13 protein-coding genes are annotated in these 17,293 nt (G+C 61.9%); 6 read left to right on the top strand and 7 right to left on the bottom strand.

Annotated elements, in window-relative coordinates; genetic code table 11:
* The first annotated feature begins 29 nt into the window (after positions 1-29).
* The 5 genes from CUJ84_RS25075 (at position 30) to CUJ84_RS25095 (ending at position 5,442) form a co-directional block, all read left to right on the top strand.
* A complete protein-coding gene (locus CUJ84_RS25075) occupies positions 30-1,304 on the top strand; it encodes an ABC transporter substrate-binding protein (protein WP_105009155.1) in 1,275 nt (424 codons plus the stop codon).
* A 72-nt stretch (positions 1,305-1,376) separates the two neighbouring features.
* Positions 1,377-2,228 (top strand): carbohydrate ABC transporter permease, encoded by an 852-nt coding sequence (locus tag CUJ84_RS25080; protein WP_105008421.1) that lies wholly within the window; start codon positions 1,377-1,379, stop codon positions 2,226-2,228.
* Positions 2,225-3,082, top strand: a complete 858-nt coding sequence (locus tag CUJ84_RS25085; RefSeq protein WP_027686319.1) for a carbohydrate ABC transporter permease — start codon at positions 2,225-2,227, stop codon at positions 3,080-3,082. Before CUJ84_RS25080 ends, CUJ84_RS25085 begins: the two co-directional genes overlap by 4 nt.
* A gap of 13 nt (positions 3,083-3,095) precedes the next feature.
* The gene (locus tag CUJ84_RS25090; RefSeq protein WP_105008422.1) at positions 3,096-4,154 is read left to right on the top strand and encodes an ABC transporter ATP-binding protein; all 1,059 of its coding nucleotides are present in this window, start codon (positions 3,096-3,098) and stop codon (positions 4,152-4,154) included.
* 19 nt (positions 4,155-4,173) lie between these two features.
* Positions 4,174-5,442, top strand: a complete 1,269-nt coding sequence (locus CUJ84_RS25095; protein WP_105008423.1) for an MGH1-like glycoside hydrolase domain-containing protein — start codon at positions 4,174-4,176, stop codon at positions 5,440-5,442.
* Between the two features lie 13 nt (positions 5,443-5,455).
* Here the strand turns inward: CUJ84_RS25095 and CUJ84_RS25100 are convergent, their stop codons facing one another.
* The 7 genes from CUJ84_RS25100 to CUJ84_RS25130 all read right to left on the bottom strand — a co-directional run bounded on the left by CUJ84_RS25100 (position 5,456) and on the right by CUJ84_RS25130 (position 15,519).
* Positions 5,456-8,083: an AAA family ATPase gene (locus CUJ84_RS25100; RefSeq protein ID WP_105008424.1), complete on the bottom strand. Its 2,628-nt coding sequence runs from the start codon at positions 8,081-8,083 to the stop codon at positions 5,456-5,458.
* Positions 8,080-9,204, bottom strand: coding sequence for a metallophosphoesterase family protein (locus CUJ84_RS25105; protein WP_105008425.1), 1,125 nt, complete (start codon positions 9,202-9,204; stop codon positions 8,080-8,082). The genes CUJ84_RS25100 and CUJ84_RS25105 overlap by 4 nt, the downstream gene beginning before the upstream one ends.
* Before the next feature lie 294 nt (positions 9,205-9,498).
* A complete protein-coding gene (locus CUJ84_RS25110; RefSeq protein ID WP_105008426.1) occupies positions 9,499-10,890 on the bottom strand; it encodes an aldehyde dehydrogenase family protein in 1,392 nt (463 codons plus the stop codon).
* Between the two features lies 1 nt (position 10,891).
* On the bottom strand, positions 10,892-12,538 hold the full coding sequence (locus CUJ84_RS25115; RefSeq protein ID WP_105008427.1) for an acetolactate synthase large subunit: 1,647 nt from the start codon (positions 12,536-12,538) through the stop codon (positions 10,892-10,894).
* 95 nt (positions 12,539-12,633) lie between these two features.
* Positions 12,634-13,512, bottom strand: a complete 879-nt coding sequence (locus tag CUJ84_RS25120) for a DUF6030 family protein (protein WP_105008428.1) — start codon at positions 13,510-13,512, stop codon at positions 12,634-12,636.
* A 428-nt stretch (positions 13,513-13,940) separates the two neighbouring features.
* Entirely contained in the window at positions 13,941-14,663 is a 723-nt protein-coding gene (locus CUJ84_RS25125; RefSeq protein WP_105008429.1) for a ribonuclease activity regulator RraA, read from the bottom strand.
* A gap of 70 nt (positions 14,664-14,733) precedes the next feature.
* On the bottom strand, positions 14,734-15,519 hold the full coding sequence (locus CUJ84_RS25130) for an IclR family transcriptional regulator (protein ID WP_105008430.1): 786 nt from the start codon (positions 15,517-15,519) through the stop codon (positions 14,734-14,736).
* A gap of 215 nt (positions 15,520-15,734) precedes the next feature.
* Between CUJ84_RS25130 and CUJ84_RS25135 the strand changes: the two genes are divergently transcribed.
* A complete protein-coding gene (locus tag CUJ84_RS25135) occupies positions 15,735-17,255 on the top strand; it encodes an ABC transporter substrate-binding protein (RefSeq protein ID WP_105008431.1) in 1,521 nt (506 codons plus the stop codon).
* Positions 17,256-17,293: the final 38 nt, after the last annotated feature.

The raw sequence follows: 17,293 nt of genomic DNA on the forward strand, positions 1-17,293 counted from the left end.
TCAAACAAAGAACAATGAAGGAGGAGAAGATGAAACGTATCATGTCATTTGGAATTCTGGCTTCCACCGTGCTGGCCTTCGCCTCGCCGGTGCTTGCCCAGACGGTTTTCGTGTCCACTCAGCTTCGTCCGATCGAAGAGGCGACCGTCGTCCGCGAAGAGCTGTTGAAGGATGTCGGCTCGGTTGATTACGTGGTCGAGGAGCCGCCACAGTTTGCGGTGCGCATGGAGGCCGAACGTCAGGCCGGCAAGCGCACTGTCAGCCTCGTCGGTGCCCTGCACGGTGAGCTCTCGCCGCTCGCCGACAAGGACACGCTTGAGCCGCTCGACGATCTCGCCAAAAAGCTGGCAGCGAGTGGCATGCCGCAGTCGCTGCTCGACCTCGGCAAGCTCGGCAAGCCGACCCAGCAGTATATTCCCTGGATGCAGGCGACCTATGTGATGGCCGCCAAGAAGGAAGCGCTGCAATACCTGCCTGCCGGCGCCGACGTGAATGCGCTGAACTACGATCAGTTGATCGAGTGGGGCAAGAATATGCAGGAGGCGACGGGCCAGCCGCAGATCGGCTTCCCGGCCGGCCCGAAGGGGCTGATGGCGCGTTATTTCCAGGGCTATTTCTATCCGTCCTTCACGGGTGGTGTCGTGCGCACCTTCCAGAGTGCCGATGCGGCCGCTGGCTGGGAGAAGCTGAAGGCGCTGTGGGCCTATGTGACACCGAACTCCACCAGCTACGACTTCATGCAGGAGCCGCTCGCTGCCGGCGAAGTCATGGTCGCCTGGGATCATATCGCCCGGCTGAAGAATGCCATTTCCGCCGCACCGGATGATTATGTGGTTTTCCCTGCTCCCGCCGGTCCCAAGGGTCGCGGCTACATGCCAGTCGTTGCCGGTCTCGCGATCCCGAAAGGCGCGCCTGACAAAGCCGGCGCCGAAAAGATCATTGAACACCTGTCCATGCCGGACACGCAGCTCCTGACCGCCTCCAAGGTCGGCTTCTTCCCGACCCTGAACGTCAAGCTACCGCCGGATCTCGATGCGGGTGTCGCCCTGCTCGCCGGTGCGGTCACGGCCACCCAGGCCTCCAAGGACGCCATCATCTCGCTGCTCCCGGTCGGCCTCGGCGACAAGGGCGGCGAGTTCAACAAGGTCTATATGGACAGTTTTCAGCGCATCGTGCTCCAGAACGAGCCTGTCGCCGACGTGCTGAAGACCCAGGGCGCCACGATGGCCAAGCTGATGGCCGATACGAAGGCTGCCTGCTGGGCGCCCGATGCCAAGAGCGACGGCCCCTGCCCGGTCGAATAAATCCGTCCGAGACGCGTCCGGGCGAAATGCCCGGGCGCTCCTTCACCACTCTGCTCGTCAAGGCGGGAGCTGATGACCAATAGCCGACCCTGGATCCCCTATCTGCTGATCCTGCCATCCGTCGCCTTTCTGGCGCTGCTGTTCGTCGTGCCGCTGGTGCAGACGATATGGCTGGCAGTTTCGGACAATGGGGCGCCGTCGCTTGCGAATGCCGAGCGCATGATCACCGACATCAATTTCACCCGCTCGGTGAAGAACACCTTCCTGCTGACGATCGCGGTCGTGCCGGTGCAGATCGCCGTTGCGCTTGCCATGGGCACCATGGTCGCCAAGGTCGGCCGCGGACGCGAGACGATCCTGTGGATCTGGACGATCCCGCTCGGCATTTCCGATCTCGCCGCCGGTCTCGTCTGGCTGTCGATCCTGCAGAATACCGGCTATCTGAATTCGCTGTTCTTCGGCCTCGGTATCATCAGCAGGCAGGCAAGCTGGCTTTCCTACCAGACGCCGGTCGCGCTCTTCATCGCCATTGCGGTTGCCGAAATCTGGCGCGGCACGGCCATCGTCATGGTCATCATCGTCGCCGGCCTCAACCAGGTGCCGAAGGAATTCAAAGAAGCGGCCGAAATCTTCGGCGCAGGTCCGTGGACGCGCTTCTGGCGCATCACCCTGCCGCTGATCCGCCCCGCCCTGCAATCGGCGCTGATCCTGCGCACCGTGCTCGCCTTCGAAGTCTTCGCGGTGGTCTATGCGCTCGGAGGGCGCAATTTCCCGGTCCTCGTCGGCGAGGCCTACAACTGGCAGAACCAGAACCAGAACTACAGCGTCGCTGCCGCCTATGCGGTGCTGATCATGATCATCTCGCTTGCCGCCACGCTCATCTATCTGAAGGCCCTGAAAGTCGATCCGGAGCGCCTGCCATGACCACGGACACCATCAGCACGGCCGCAGACACACCCAAAGCCGCCGGCTTCGTCTCTTCACGCCGCTGGCTGCTCTGGAGCGGCATTGCCGCACTCTGTGCCTGGGTGCTGGTGCCGATCTATCTGGTGGCACTCGGCGCACTCGGCGGTCGCCAGGGCGTCTATGTCTGGCCGAAAACCGGCCTTCCCACCGGCATTTCACTGGAGCCCTTTTTGCTCTTCCTGAAGACGGAAGGCGTCGTCCAGTCCTTCCTCAATTCGCTGGGTGCGGCAGGCATCACGGTGGCGCTTTCGATCCTGCTCGGCGCGCCGGCCGGTTATGCGCTCGCCCGCTACGATTTCCGCGGCAAGGACAGCTACCGCCTCCTTGTGTTGCTGACCCGCGCCTTCCCGCTGGCGATCCTGGCACTGCCGCTGACGGTCTCCTTCATCCGGCTCGGCCTCTACGACACGATCCTCGGCGTCGGCCTCATCCACACGGTCCTGGCGCTGCCGTTTGCCGCGCTCGTCACGCAAGGGATTTTCCTCGGCGTGCCGAAGGAGTTGGAGGAAGCCGCCTGGGTGTTCGGCTGCACCCGCATCCAGGCCTTCTTCAAGGTGGTGGCACCCTTGGCGCTTCCCGGCATCGTCGCGACCGCGGTCTTTGCCTTCGTCATCTCATGGAACGAGGTTTTTGCCGCCTCGGTGCTGACGGTGCGCAACCGCACACTAACGGCCTACCTGCTGACCGTGCTGTCGGAAAGCCCGATGCATTACCGTTTTGCCGGGGGCTTGATGCTCATCCTTCCCTCGGTTGTCTTCATCTTCGCGGTCAGACGTTACCTCTTCGCGATCTGGGGCATTTCCTCCAAATAACGGGACCAGAGATATGGCCAATATTGTCATCGACCGCATCCGCAAGAGCTTCGGAGCCTTCCAGGCGCTGAAAGAGGTTTCGCTGACGATCAACGACGGCGAATTCGTCTCGCTGCTCGGCCCGTCCGGCTGCGGCAAGACCACGCTGCTCCGCATCATCGCTGGCCTCGAGACGGCAACATCGGGAGATGTCCGTATCGGCGACAAGTCGGTGATCGGCCTGCCGCCCAAGGATCGCGGCCTTGCCATGGTGTTCCAGAACTACGCCGTCTTTCCGCACATGACGGTCTATGAGAACGTCGCTTTCGGGCTGCGGATGCAGAAGGCCGACGACACACGCGTGAAGGCGCAGGTCGAGAAGGCCGCCGGCCTCCTGCATATCGAGCAATATCTCGACCGCTACCCGAACAAGCTTTCCGGTGGCCAGCGCCAGCGCGTCGCGGTTGCTCGCGCCCTTGCCGTCGAACCGAAGGTGCTGCTGATGGACGAGCCGCTTTCGAACCTCGACGCGCTGCTCCGCCTCGAAATGCGCACCGAACTCAAGACCGTGCTGCAATCGGCAGGGACCACGACGATCTATGTCACCCACGACCAGACCGAAGCGATGGGCCTTTCCGACCGCATTGCCGTCATGCATGGCGGCGTGGTCGAGCAGGTCGGCCATCCGGTCGAGATCTACAACCACCCGGCAACACGTTTCGTCGGCGGCTTCATCGGCAACCCGCCGATGAATTTCATCAAGGTGCCGGTGACGAACAGCCAGGTGGCGGCAGGCGCCGAGCAGCTTGCCGCGCCGCAGGGGTCCGGCAATGAAGTGATCCTGGGCCTGCGCGGCGAAGCCGTCGAGCTTGCGCCGCTGCCGCAGGGTCTCGAAATGAGGGTACGCGTTGCCGAACCGATGGGCTCGCACCTGCTTCTGACCGGCTCCATCCACGACCAGCCGGTGCGCGTCATCCTGCCGGCCTCGGAAACCGTAAAGAGCGGCGACACGATCGGTCTGAAGCTCGACCAGAAGCGCATAACCTGGCTTTCGCCCGAAAGCGGCAAGTCCTTTCCGGCCGTTTTGGCCTAAGAATACCGGAGTACCCGAAATGAATATGCATATCGACCAGGCGAAGCGCATCCTCGCCGCCAACGATCGCGGCGGTTATACGGTGCCGACCGACCGGCTCTATCCCTTCCAGTGGAACTGGGATTCCGCCTTCGTCGCCATGGGCTTCGCGCTCTACGATATCGATCGCGCCTATCGCGAGCTGGAACGGCTGGTCGAGGGCCAGTGGGCTAATGGAATGATCCCGCATATCGTCTTCCACGCGCCAAGCGAAACCTATTTCCCGGGGCCGAACGTCTGGCGCACGAAGCACACGATCCCGACCTCCGGCATAACCCAGCCGCCAGTCTTTGCGATCGCACTGCGCAAGCTGCATGACGCCGCCGGCAAAGGCGCCGAAGAGCGCACCTTGCGCCTCTACGAGGCGGCGCTGAAATGGCACCGCTGGTGGTATTCCGCCCGCGATCCCGATGGCACCGGGCTCGTCGCGCTGCTGCATCCCTGGGAAAGCGGCAGCGACAATTCTCCCGCCTGGGACATCGCGCTCGCTCGTGTACCCACCACCACCGATACCGCCGTCGTGCGCAAGGATACCGGCCATGTCGATGCCGACATGCGCCCGCGCGACGAGGATTACCGCCGCTTCATTCATCTGGTCGATACCTATGCCGCCTGCGGCTGGGATCCGGCGAAGCAATGGCAAAAGGCGTCCTTCAAGGTCGCCGAGATCCAGACAACCGCCATCCTGCTCAAGGCCGGCGAGGACCTCGAGCACCTTGCCCGCCTGTTCGGCCGGACCGAGGACGCGATCGAGATCGCTGCCTTCAACAACCGCACTCGCAAGGCGATAATGACCCAATGGCGGCCGGACCTCGCGCGCTTCGTCTCCCGAGACCTGATCTCGGGCGAAGATGTCGAAGCCGCAACGCAAGCCGGCTTCATCCCCCTCCTCTCGCTGGATCTGGACAAGCAGGTTGCCGACGCGCTGGTTTCGGAAATGAAGGCCTGGTCCAAGGATCTCAAGGTCGCCTTTCCCACCACGAAGCCGGGCATCGCCAGCTGGGAGCCGAAGCGTTACTGGCGCGGCCCCGCCTGGGCGATCATCAACTGGCTTCTGATCGACGGATTGAAGCGCAATGGCCAAGCGGATGTCGCCGAAGAGCTGCGGCGATCCACCATCGCAGCGATCGAAACGGAAGGTTTTGCCGAATATTTCGACCCGGTCACCGGCCAAGGCTGCGGTGGCCTCGGCTTTTCCTGGACGGCTGCCGCCTATCTGTGGCTTGAGCGAGGCGTCGGCGTCGCCTGAGCATCGATCCCAATCAATCCGGCTGCCATGGCTGCATGGTGAGCACATTGCCGCCCAGCTTGGCGAAGGCGCGCTGGCGACAGGAGAAGACGAGGATCTGCTGGTCGCGCGATTGGCGGTGCAGCGCATCGAACATCCGCTCGATCCGTTCGTCGTCGGAATAAACAAGCGCATCGTCGAGAATGACAGGCGCCGGCCGGCCGTCGCGGGCAAGCAGCCGGGCGAATGCAAGGCGGGTCAGCACCGAGAGCTGCTCCCGCATGCCGCCGCTCAGCCGGTCGACATCCTCGTCCAGGCCGTTGCGGCGCACGATCTGCGGCAGCAAGGTGTCGCCGTCGAAGGTAATCGAGATGTCGTCGAACAGCAGGCCGAGCAGCGGGGCGAGTTCGTTCATAACAGGCTTGAGATAGAGGTCGCGCGCCGCCGCCCGCGTCGCCGTTAGCGCCTTGCGCAAGCGATCGAGCACACCGACCTCCGTCTCGAATCGCTTCACCTGCTCCCACGCCGCTGCAAGCAAATCTCGGCTTTCCAACCAGTTTTCTTCCACCGCACTGTCCGAGCGGGTGCGGATCTGACCGCCGAGATCGGCAAGCTCTTCGCGAAGCCTGGCAATTTCGCGGCCTGCGGCATCGGCGACCGAGCGCGCCCTGGCAAGGGCGGCCTCTGCACCTGCGAGGTCCCGCCCTGTCCTGCGCAAAGGCCCGGCCCGCAGTTCAACCGCATCGATCTGCTCTTTGGCGCTGGAAAGTTTTACGGCAAGGTTCTGCTGCAATTCAGTTCGACCGGCCTCCGGGCCGATGACCGCCTCGATGGCCTCGAGTTCCTGGCCAAGCTTGGCGTGCTCCGTCTGCGCGCGCAATATGGCCTCGCCCGCGTCCGTGCGCATCACCGACGCCTCCCGCGCCCGATTGCGCGCCAGTTCGATGCGCCGCGTCGCATCCGCGAGACGGGCGCGCACCTCTTCCGGGTTGGCGTCGAGTTCGACCGGACCCTGGCTGAGTTCGGCAAAGCGTGCGGCGTCGAGGTGAAGCTCGTCAATGCCATTCGGGGCGAGATCCGCGAGCCGCTGGCGCGCCCGCACCAGCTTCTCCTGCTTGTTCCGCGCGGCAATATCGCGCTGTCGCGCCGCCCGCAGACTGTCGACACCGAGCTTGGCAAGCAATGTTTGGCGCGCGGCTTCCGCGGTCTCCAGCGCCCCGTCCTGGTCTGCCTGCCGGCTGGAATGGATGGTCAGGGTGCCGACGCCTGTTATGTCGAGCCTCGCCATCCCGGCAAAGCTCTTATCCTCGCCCCCAATCAAGGGCTGGCGGTCCATGCTCACCAATCCGGAGAAGGCTTTCAGGTAATCGATCCTGAGCGTGGGAAGGCCGACTTCGGCGGCTGCGCGCAAGCCGACGATCTTGAGATCCAGCGCTTCGAGCCGTTCGATCGCATCGGCTGGAATGGCAAGCAATGCATGCGCCGCCTCCCCATCCTCGATCTGCTGGCGCGCGGCTTCCGCCTGTTCGAGACGCAGGCGGACCTCGGCCAGACGCTCGGCGGCGTGGCGCGAACGCAGCGCTGCCTCCAGCCGCGCAAGCAGTTCGCGGTTTACCCGCTCCTCCTCTTCGGCCGTCTGCACCTCCGCCGTTGCGGCCTCGCTTTCGGCCAGCGATGCCGTGCGTCGCTCGGCTGCGTTTGAAAGTTCTTTCTCCGCCAAGGCGAAACGCCGCGCGAGTTCGCCGCTGCGGTTCAATGCGGTGAGGAAGCGGTCGAATGCCTGCTGCGCCTCATCGCGACGGCTGGCGGCCAATGCAGCCTCGGCATCGAGGGCTTTGAGTTCCCTGTCATGCAGTTTAGCAGCTTCGAGCACCGACTCGGCATTGGCAATCGCCGTCTTCCGGCCGGCCTCCTCATCAGGGTCTTCCAGTTCGCTGAGTCTCGCCTGCACTGAGCGGCGGCGGTCGAGTGCGCCGTGCAGCATCTCCACCTCCTTGGCCAGCCGCGCCTCCTCCTCCTGCAGCCGGTCACGCTCCTCGAGAGCGGCGGCAAAGCGGCCTCCTGCCTTCGGCCGGAGCGTCGCGGTGACCAGGCGATTGAGTTCGTCCTCGCAGGCTTCGAGCACTGCCGACATGCGCCGTCCGCCCGTCAGCGCCTCCACCTCGCCCTGCACCGAAGTCAGCAGGCTTTCACGCACCCGCTTGTCGTTCTCTTCCTCGCTCTTGCTGCGATTTTCGATGCCGGTGACGCCCTGGCGCACCCAGAGCAGTCCTGCCGGGCCGGATGTTCCGCCGGAAATGAGATCGCTGATGAACGCCTCGGCCTCGTCGGCCTGGGCGACGATCCGGCCGCTGCCGAGATCGGTGACGCTGGCGCGCCGTCCGCTATGGAACTGCTTGGTCAGGCGGTAGCGGCCGGCTTCGATCGTGATATCGGCCTCGACGATCGGATTGCCGCCGCTATAGGGGCGCAGCATCTGCACGCTCTTTGGATTGCCGCTGTGCGGCTGGAAGAACAGGGCATGCAGCGCCTCGAAACAGGTTGATTTGCCATGTTCGTTGGCGGCGCTCAGCACATTGACGCCGTCGGTGATTCCTTCGACTGATATGCCGCGGCCGGCGAAGCGTTTGACATTGTGGAGGCGAAGGGCGGTCAGTTTCATCGATCGATCGCCTCGCAATAGGAAAACAGGCGGATCAACGCTTGACGCGCCACGTTCCTGTCGTCGCCGGAACGGGCCTCGTCGAGGCTTTCGGCAAGAAGCAAGTCCGCAGCATAGCGCAGCGCACCGGCTCGGTCGATGGTCTCGAGATCATCGCTCTCGCAGTCGGTCCCCAGAAGGTCGGTATCGATCTCCAGATGCGCAAATTCCGGCGCAACCTGCTCCAGCAGGCTGATCATTGCCGTTCGCCCGTTCAACCGGGCACGGCCGGACAGCGCGACGCGCAACAGGGTTTGTCTCCGCGCGAACGGTTCCGGTAACGCGGCCTTCAGCACCTGCGCACCGTCTTCCGATGCCAGTAATGGAAGGTGCAATGTCTGCCAGGAAAAGCTGGCGGTCGTCACCCCCGTCGTTGTTGGCATCGCCCCCTGCCCGGCAATGGAAACGACCATCGCCTGCCCCGGCCGTTCATGCTTGAAACGGTCCGGCTCGGGCGCGCCGCTGTAATATGTTCTGGCGTCCACCGCCACCGATCCGTGCCAATCGCCGAGCGCCATGTAGTCGAGGCCGGCCAGCGCCGCGCGGTTTGGCGCAATCACGTTCGTGGCCGTGGCATCCTCCGAAAATTCCTGGATCGGGCCATGGGCGAGGCCGATGCGGATAGCGCCGTCCGGTGTGGCGGCACCCGTCATCCATTCGGTCAGGTCGCGGCCCGGCCTCCTGGTCGTGCAAGGCGCCGGCAGCAGGATGACATCAGGTCCAAGCGGAAGGGGCACCGCTTCCGTCGCCAGGATGACATTGTCGGGCACCACGCCGCGCGCAGCACTCCAGAGCTGATCGGCCAGCAGCGAGTCGTGATTGCCTGGAAGCAGGACCCAGCGCAGCGGTGAATTCCGGGCCATCTCACCAAGCGCCTGACGAAGCACGGCTGGCGTCGGCGTCTCGGTATCGAAAGTGTCGCCCGCGAGCAGGATGACAGCTGCCCCATGCTCTCGTGCCGCACCGGCAAGCCTGGCGATCACGCCATGCCGCGCCTCGCGCAGGCGCCCTCTCAAATCCTCCGGAAGATTGCCAAATCGTTTGCCAATATGAAGGTCCGAACTGTGCAGGAAGGAAAACATTAATCAGCCATGTTTGCGATGCGCTGCGAGCTTTCGAGCATGGCCAAGGACCTCTCGTCCGTAGTTTCGTGATTCCGTTGTTCCGTGACAGACCATGCCTCCCGATAACAGGCGAGGCAAGTCGATCCTGGCTGAACGAGCTGTTATCCAATGCTTGTCTAACTCTCAGCGGTACTCGACATCGCATCGCCCAGCAGTCTCGATGCAAATGCCGCTGGTCCGGCACGCCTCGCGAAAGCGTCGTCCATTGTCCAATATTGTTGGCTGCCAACGGCGACGGAGTGCCGACCGGTCTTAAGTAACCTGGTTGAATACCACCATCTTGTCGTCAGCCATTTCTTCCATCGTCCAGGGAATGCCGCCGACCCCGTATCCGGACTGTCTGCGTCCGGCGAAAGGCATCCAGTCGGTGCGAAACGCCGTATGGTCGTTGACGAGAACGGCCGATGCATCCAGATGTTTTGCCGCCCTGAGAGCAACCGCGATATCGGCGGAAAAGACGCTTGCCTGGAAGGCATAGGGCAGCGAGTTGGCGATGCGGATCGCTTCGTCGAGCTCGCGGTAGCCGTAGACGCAGGTCAGCGGTCCGAAGACCTCGAGCACCGACACTTTCGCGTCGGCAGGCGGGTTCAGCAAGACAGATGGCAGCAATGTCGTCTCGGACATCCGCCCACCTCCGATCTGTCTGGCTCCGGCATCCGTCGCCTCCCTGATCCAGGTCGTGACGCGGTCTGCCTCGCGTGGCAGGATGAGCGGCCCTACCTCGGTTTGCGCAAGCTTGGGATCACCGACATGCAGGGCTGCAACCTTGGCGGCGAGGGCTTCGGTGAAGGAAGCCAGAATATCTTCGTGCACGAAAAGACGCTGGGCCGATACGCAGACTTGCCCGGCGTGATAGTAGCCGCCTTTGACGATGGTGCCGACGATCGCATCGACATTGGCGCTGCGGTCGACGATGACCGGTGCCACTCCGCCATGCTCCAGCGCGCATCGGGTGCCCGGCGGCAACTTGCTCTTCAGGTACCAGCCGACCTTTGCAGAGCCGATGAAACTCAGAAACGCGACGCGACGATCGGTTGCGAAGGCTTCGGCAAGCGCATTGTCCTCGGTGATGAGGGTCTGGCACCAGCGTTCGTCGAGACCGGCCTCCCAGAACAGCTTGACGATCTCGATGCAGGAAATCGGCGTCGTTGCCGCCGGCTTCACGATCACAGGGCAACCGACTGCTATCGCCGGCGCGATCTGATGGATGATGAGATTGAGCGGATGGTTGAAGGCTGATATCGCCGCCACGACGCCGATCGGCTCCTTGGTGGTGAAAGCCCATCGGTTGGCGCTTGCCGCAGTCAGGCCCATGGGGATTTCCTTGCCGCCGAAATTGCGCAATTCGTCCGCCGCGTTGAGGAGACCGTCGATCCCGCGCGTCACCTCGATGATCGCGTCGGTCAGCGGCTTGCCGCCTTCGCGCGCGATCATCATCGCAAAGCGGTCGCGATGTTCCTGCAGAAGCGCCGACGCCTTTCTGAGGATTGCAATCCTTTGATGGGCGGGCAGCCAGCCATCGCGATCGGTAAAGGCTTTGGCGGCGACTTGAAGCTTTCGTTCGAGCGCGGCCGCGTCGTCTGCCGGCAGCTCCGCAATCGGTTCACGGTCAAACGCCTGGTAGACCTTCATGGCAAGCGGCATCTCAAACCTCCAATATCTGGGGGAGCCGTTCACGAAGCTCCTTCACCAGCACGCGTTCATTTTCCGAATAGTCGACCGGGACGTTCACCAGATGGACCCCGCCGCCGGAGAATGCCTCTTCGAGAACCTGTTTGAATTGGCTGATATCATCGACCCTGGTTCCCCTAGCGCCGTAGGATTCGGCATATTTCACGAAGTCGGGATTGCCGAAGGTCATCCCGAAATCCGGGAATTCGTCCACCGCCTGCTTCCAGCGGATCATGCCGTAAGCATTGTCCTCGATCACGAGGACGAGGATGTTGAGTTTCAGCCGGACGGCCGTCTCGAGTTCCTGGGAGTTCATCATGAAGCCGCCATCCCCGCAGATCGCCATGACACGCCGCTCCGGATAGAGCATCGAGGCAACCATGGCCGACGGCAGCCCTGCTCCCATCGTTGCAAGAGCATTATCAAGCAGTAGCGTGTTCGCCATTCGCGTCCGGTAGTTTCGCGCGAACCAGATCTTGTACATGCCGTTGTCGAGCGCCAGGATGCCGTCATGCGGCATCACCTCCCTGATATCGTGGACCAGCCGCTGTGGCGTGAAGCGATCCTCCGTTGCCCGCGCGGCGATGCGCTCGAGGATGCGCTCGCGCAGGTGGAGAAGCGCCTGCGCGTTTGGCAGCTTGCCCTCGAGGCGATCGGCCAGCGCCTTCAGAGAGGGGCCGATGTCGCCGATGACCTCGGATTGTGGAAAATAGACCTGTTCGACGGTCGCCGGCTGATATCCGATATGGACGACCTTCGGACCACCCTTGCCCATGATGAACGGCGGCTTCTCGATCGTGTCATGGCCGATCGTGATGATGAGGTCGGCCTGTTCGATGGCCTCATGGACATAATCCCGCTCCGACAGTGCGGCGGTGCCCATGTAAAGTTCGGTTCCACCTGGAACCGTTCCCTTCCCCATCTGGGTCGTGAAGAAGGGGATGCGCGTGCGGATGACGAATTGGGCGATGTCGGAGGTGGAGCGAGGACGGGAGGCGGCGGCCCCGAACATCAGAAGCGGACGTTTGGCCGCGGCGATGAGGGCGGCGGCACGGTCGAGCGCCGCATCGCTTGCCGTCGGCAGTTCGAGTTGGTGCGGCGCAATCAGCGCCACCTCCTGGCATTCTTCGGCCGCGATATCTTCCGGAAGCTCCAGATGCACCGGCCCCGGCCTTTCCTCCTGGGCGATGCGGAACGCCTCCCTGACCGTCGTCGGGATCATCTGCGGCGACACAATCTGCCTTGCGAGCTTGGTCAGCGGCTTCATCGACGCGACAACATCGACCACCTGGAAACGCGCCTGGCGGGACGAGAGTATCCCTTTCTGACCGGTTATCATCACCATCGGCATCGCGCCGAGCAAGGCATAGGCGGCACCCGTCGAGAGGTTCAAGGCGCCAGGCCCGAGCGTCGTCAGGCAGACGCCCGGCTTTCCTGTCAAGCGGCCATAGGTTGCGGCCATGAACGCCGCCGCCTGCTCGTGCCGGGTGAGCACGAGCTCAATCGACGATTTACGGATGGATTCGACGACGTCGAGATTCTCTTCGCCGGGAATGCCGAAGATGCGCTCGACGCCTTCGTTCTCAAGCGCTGCCACTAGAAGATCGGAGCCTTTGGTCATGGATGTGTGCCCGTGCTGTTTGGTTTGAGACTTCCAGAAAGGAAGGTCCCTCGAAGATATGTTCTTTTCCGGGGCTGTCCATGCGTTCGGCGGCTTCAGCCACAGTTCCAGCTTGATCTCGGATCGTGACGGGTGCTTGCGCCGTCATTGAGCGCTGGCTGATATGGACGTTCCCGAGCGCTCCCTGAGGATGAAGCTCGCTGGAGCACTACGGGCATTCGTAGCCAGCGCTCAGTCGAAAAATACGACTTGGTCTTCACCTGCGAATTTGAAGTCGCCTTAAGACCAAGAACAAAATTGAAGATATTTGCGCCGCTGGCGTCGCGCGTGAAGCTGAGATAGGAGCCGAATCGTTCGGATTCAACGTTTTGAAGGTTTCGGATCGAGGCAAGAGTATCCTCGAAATCACGCCAGCACGCCTGCTTCACTATGATCTCGAAAATGCGAAGGATGGCCGGGGAGAGACGTCCCTGGGCGTCGGTCGTCGGCCCGATGATCTTGGCTCGGATCTCAAGGATATCGCCCATTTCATCTCCACGAACCTTAACGAAGGTCGAGCTGAGCGGACGCACCTGGTCCCGTTCGTAGATCCGCTGAAAATAACATTCATAGCTGCGATTGCGCATCGATGCGGCTTTCCATTCGCTCATATCAATGCCGGCTTCTCGAAGAGCACCACAAAAGTTCGACCCCGAGACGCGCCACATCCGCAGAAACTGACTTGCTAACTCCAGCTTCGGGGCCTCGATCAACTGCAGCGGTATCGACGTCGGCGGGAGGGGAGAAGGTGCCGCCGGATCCGGACGGGCGGCGATGCGAGATGATCGGGCAGCCTTATTGAGAGCTCGATTTTCAATGGGGCCGACCGGATCTTCGAGGCGATGGATTTCACGGTAAAAAACGACGATGCCTGCAAGAAGCAAAATTGATATCAAAAGCCCTGGCCAAAGCAGCGACCAGCGGTTCCTCGGCATCGGGAAATTCCGGTGCCAAGGCGGGCTGTCTCGAGGAGGATCGACTGCTGATGGCACTTTATCCACGGCGCGACCTCACAAGCAAATAGGAGCGGCTGCGAGTTCGAGCTCAATCAATCTCGATCCTATTTGCGATCAACCGGTGTCGGTCGGCGCGTGGACCAATCAGCCCTGCTGAACGACTCCCCCTCAGATGAGCAACGGATGCGAAAAACGGTACAGTCTGTCCGACTCACCTTCGACGCTGTGAGTGTGAAGTCGCGTGTGTGGAGCGTCAAGCAGCAACCCCGGTGGATGGCGCTCGTCCCCTAGTATTCCCGTGGCGGCTTTGCAATGTCGGCAGCAACGTCGAGCGTTTCAAAAGAACGAACGCACGGGTTAATCTGCGAGCAGACGGCAGCCTGTGACAATGCTTTGAAGCAATTGTGTCATGCCGTCATATGACGCGCTTGGCGCCAGGCCTCATAACGCTCCAGGGTCTCCTGGTTTGGCGGGTATACGCCCAAGGTCGACTTGCCTGATTCGATTTCCAGCTTGAGAAACTCTTCCTGCTCCTCCATCGCGACGGCTTCTTCGGCAATGTCATCGACATATTCCCGCGGAATAACGATCACCGCTTCGCTGTCGCCGAAGATGATGTCATCGGGGTAAACGGCAACGCCGCCGCAGGCGATTGGCTGGTTCATGTCCGAGGCATGGTGGGCAACCAGGTTCGCCGGCGCTGCAGGTCCCAGGCAGTAGGTCGGGAGGCCCAACTGCGCGATATCGGCCGTATCGCGGACGCCGCCGTCGAGCACGAGACCGGCGGCACCACGATAGACGAGGCGACGGGCGAGCATGGCGCCGATGCCGGCGACTTCCGCCAAGGAGCGGCAATCGAAGACGAGAACATGGCCGTCGGGGATCGTATCGATCGCCTTGCGCTGCTGATTGGATGGATCCGAACTGTAAGTCGAACCGTCGATATCCTCCCGGGCGGGAATGTAACGTACGGTGACGGCTGGGCCGATCATCGGCTTGCCGGCGCTCGCCAGCGGCCGGACGCCGCGAACCGCGGTGTTCTTGAGGCCGCGCTTCAGCAACAGAGTGCTGAGACTTGCAGAATTCGTCCGCAAAAGTTTTGCGTAAACTGATGGGTCCAAAGCCGTCATGAGATCCTCCATTGTCCGGTGGAAGCTCTAGCACAGGGAACAGATAGTTCAATAAAGAATTTTATGTTTCTTATTTGGATAAAGGCCGCTTGCCGTTGATCGCCTTTGTCAAGATGGCGGCGCCCTCCACAACCTCGCGCTTGATTGCGCGCGCCCTGTCCGGCGTCGCTTCACCAATAAACGGGACGCTGATCGTCGCGACGAGTCGACCTTCGGAATCGAAGACGGGCGCGGCAAAGGCCCGGAGGCCAAGGTTGGATTCCTGATTGTCCTCGGCACATCCATTGCGCCGAATTTCAACAAGTGCTTCCTTCAGCGCCTCCGGATCGGTAATCGTGTATGGCGTCTTCGACTCCAGTCCGCCGCTGCAATAGGCCTCGATGTCACCGTAGTCCGAATAGGCAAGGGCGAGCTTACCGGCCGCGCCGACATGTTTACGCGACCGGCTGCCGACCTTGATGAAAAGCGAATAATCGCCGGGACTGGAGGCCGCAAATATCGTCATCATCTCGTTGCCTTCGGGGGCGGCCAGCCTGAAGGATTCGAAAATGCGGTCAGCCGCTGCCGTCAGGATCGGCCTTGCCGCCTCGATCACCGTTGCCCTGTCTGCGCCGGGCGAGATGCGCCGCGCAAGCTCGACGAATTTTGGCCCCAATTCGTAGGACGCTCCACCATTCACTCGCGCCACGAGCCCGTGCGCGGCCAATGAATTGAGGATCCGATAGACGGTCGAACGCGGAACTCCAAGCTGATCAACCAGCGCGGCCAAGGAAATTCCCGTCTTCGCATCGGCGACTGCCTCGAGCAGGTGGGCGGTCTTTTCGACGACGGGTGATCCATGCTTTGGTTCAATCATGAACTTTGAATTCCATATTAGAATTATAATATTGACTTCGCCGGACTGAGCGAGCATGCTCAATGGTGTGAGTGTCACATTTGACACTACGCGCTTGCCGGAGGAAGTAAAGCCATTTGCATACCCGCCGAGGCGGTGCGCAACCGGATGGTTTTCACACAGACGGCACTGCGATGGACGGGATGCCGCTCGTTTGGATCTGGAGGAGGGATTTCATGAAGAAGATGAAGGGAATTGGTGCGCTGGGCATCGGACTGGCATTTCTGCTGGCTCCGGGCAGCGCAATTCGCGCCGACGCTGCCTCGGATAAGCTGACGGTCGTGGTGACCGACGAACCGAAGTCGCTCGATCCCTGTGACACCGACCTTTCCGGCAATTCTCGCATTCTGCACAACAACATCACGGAAGCGCTCGTCAATCTGAGCCCGATCGACGGATCGGTCGTCCCGAGCCTTGCCACCGGCTGGCGGCAAGTGGACCAGCTGACCTGGGAATTCAAGCTCCGCGACGACGTCACCTTCCACGACGGCAAGGGCTTCGATGCCAATGCAGTCGTTGCCGCTCTCAAGCGGGCACAGGATCCGGCACTGGCCTGCGAAGTCGGACTTGCGACGCTGAAGGGCGTCAAGTTCAATGCAGAAGCGGTGAACCCGACGACCCTCCTCATCAAAACGGATATCGTCGAGCCGATCCTGCCGAACAAGATGTCCGCCGTGGACATCGGTTCGCCGGCGACCCCGAACGACGGCAAGTCGCGCTCCCCGGCCGGAACCGGACCTTACAAGTTTGCAGCGTGGACGCCCGGGCAATCGGTCAACCTCGTGGCCTATGACGGCTATTGGGGCGACAAGCCGGCGATCAAGAACGCGACCATCATCTGGCGCGCCGAATCCGCTGTTCGCGCGGCAATGGTCGCCACTGGTGAAGCGCAGATCGCATATGAAATAGCGCCCCAGGACGGCACCACGGAACAGGATCATGCTTTCCCGAACGCCGAAACCTCCCTGCTGAGGATTGATGCAGAAATCCCGCCACTCAACGACAAACGCGTCCGTGAAGCCCTTAATCTTGCGATCGACCGGGACGGCCTTGTCGGCACCATCTTCCACCAGGATGCCCAAAAGGCGATGCAGGCGGTGCCGCCGTCCGTCTTCGGCTTCAATCCCGATATTCCCATCTGGACCTATGATCCCGAAAAAGCGAAATCCCTGCTCGCCGCGGCGAAAGCCGACGGCGTGCCGGTCGACAAGGAAATCGTGATCTACGGCCGCATCGGCATCTATCCCAATTCGTCCGAAAGCCTGGAAGCCATTCAGGCGATGCTCGCCGATGCCGGCTTCAATGCCCGGCTCGAAATGCTTGAAACAAGCCCGTGGTTGAAGAAGCTTCTTAAGCCTTGGGACAAGGAACGTCAGCCGTCGATCCTCCAGACGCAGATCGACAACACCGAAGGCGACGCCGTATTCACGCTGCCGAACCGTTTTACCACCGACGGCAACCAGTCGACCATCGCCGATGCCAAGCTCGACACATTGATTGCCGACGCGTCGAAGGCAACCGGCGACGAACGCAAGAAACTGTTCGAGGAGGCGTTCAGCTACATCGCCGTCGATGCGGTCAATATCGTCCCGCTGTTCCACATGGTCACGATCGCCCGCGTCGCCGAGAACGTCGCCTATACGCCCGATGTGCAGGCCGGTAACGAGATCAAGCTTACATCGATCAGCTACCGCTGACGGCGCAGACTGGTTGCCGAACGTCCCTTGAGGAGAGC

Source organism: Rhizobium leguminosarum (assembly GCF_002953715.1).
GTDB lineage: Bacteria > Pseudomonadota > Alphaproteobacteria > Rhizobiales > Rhizobiaceae > Rhizobium > Rhizobium leguminosarum_V.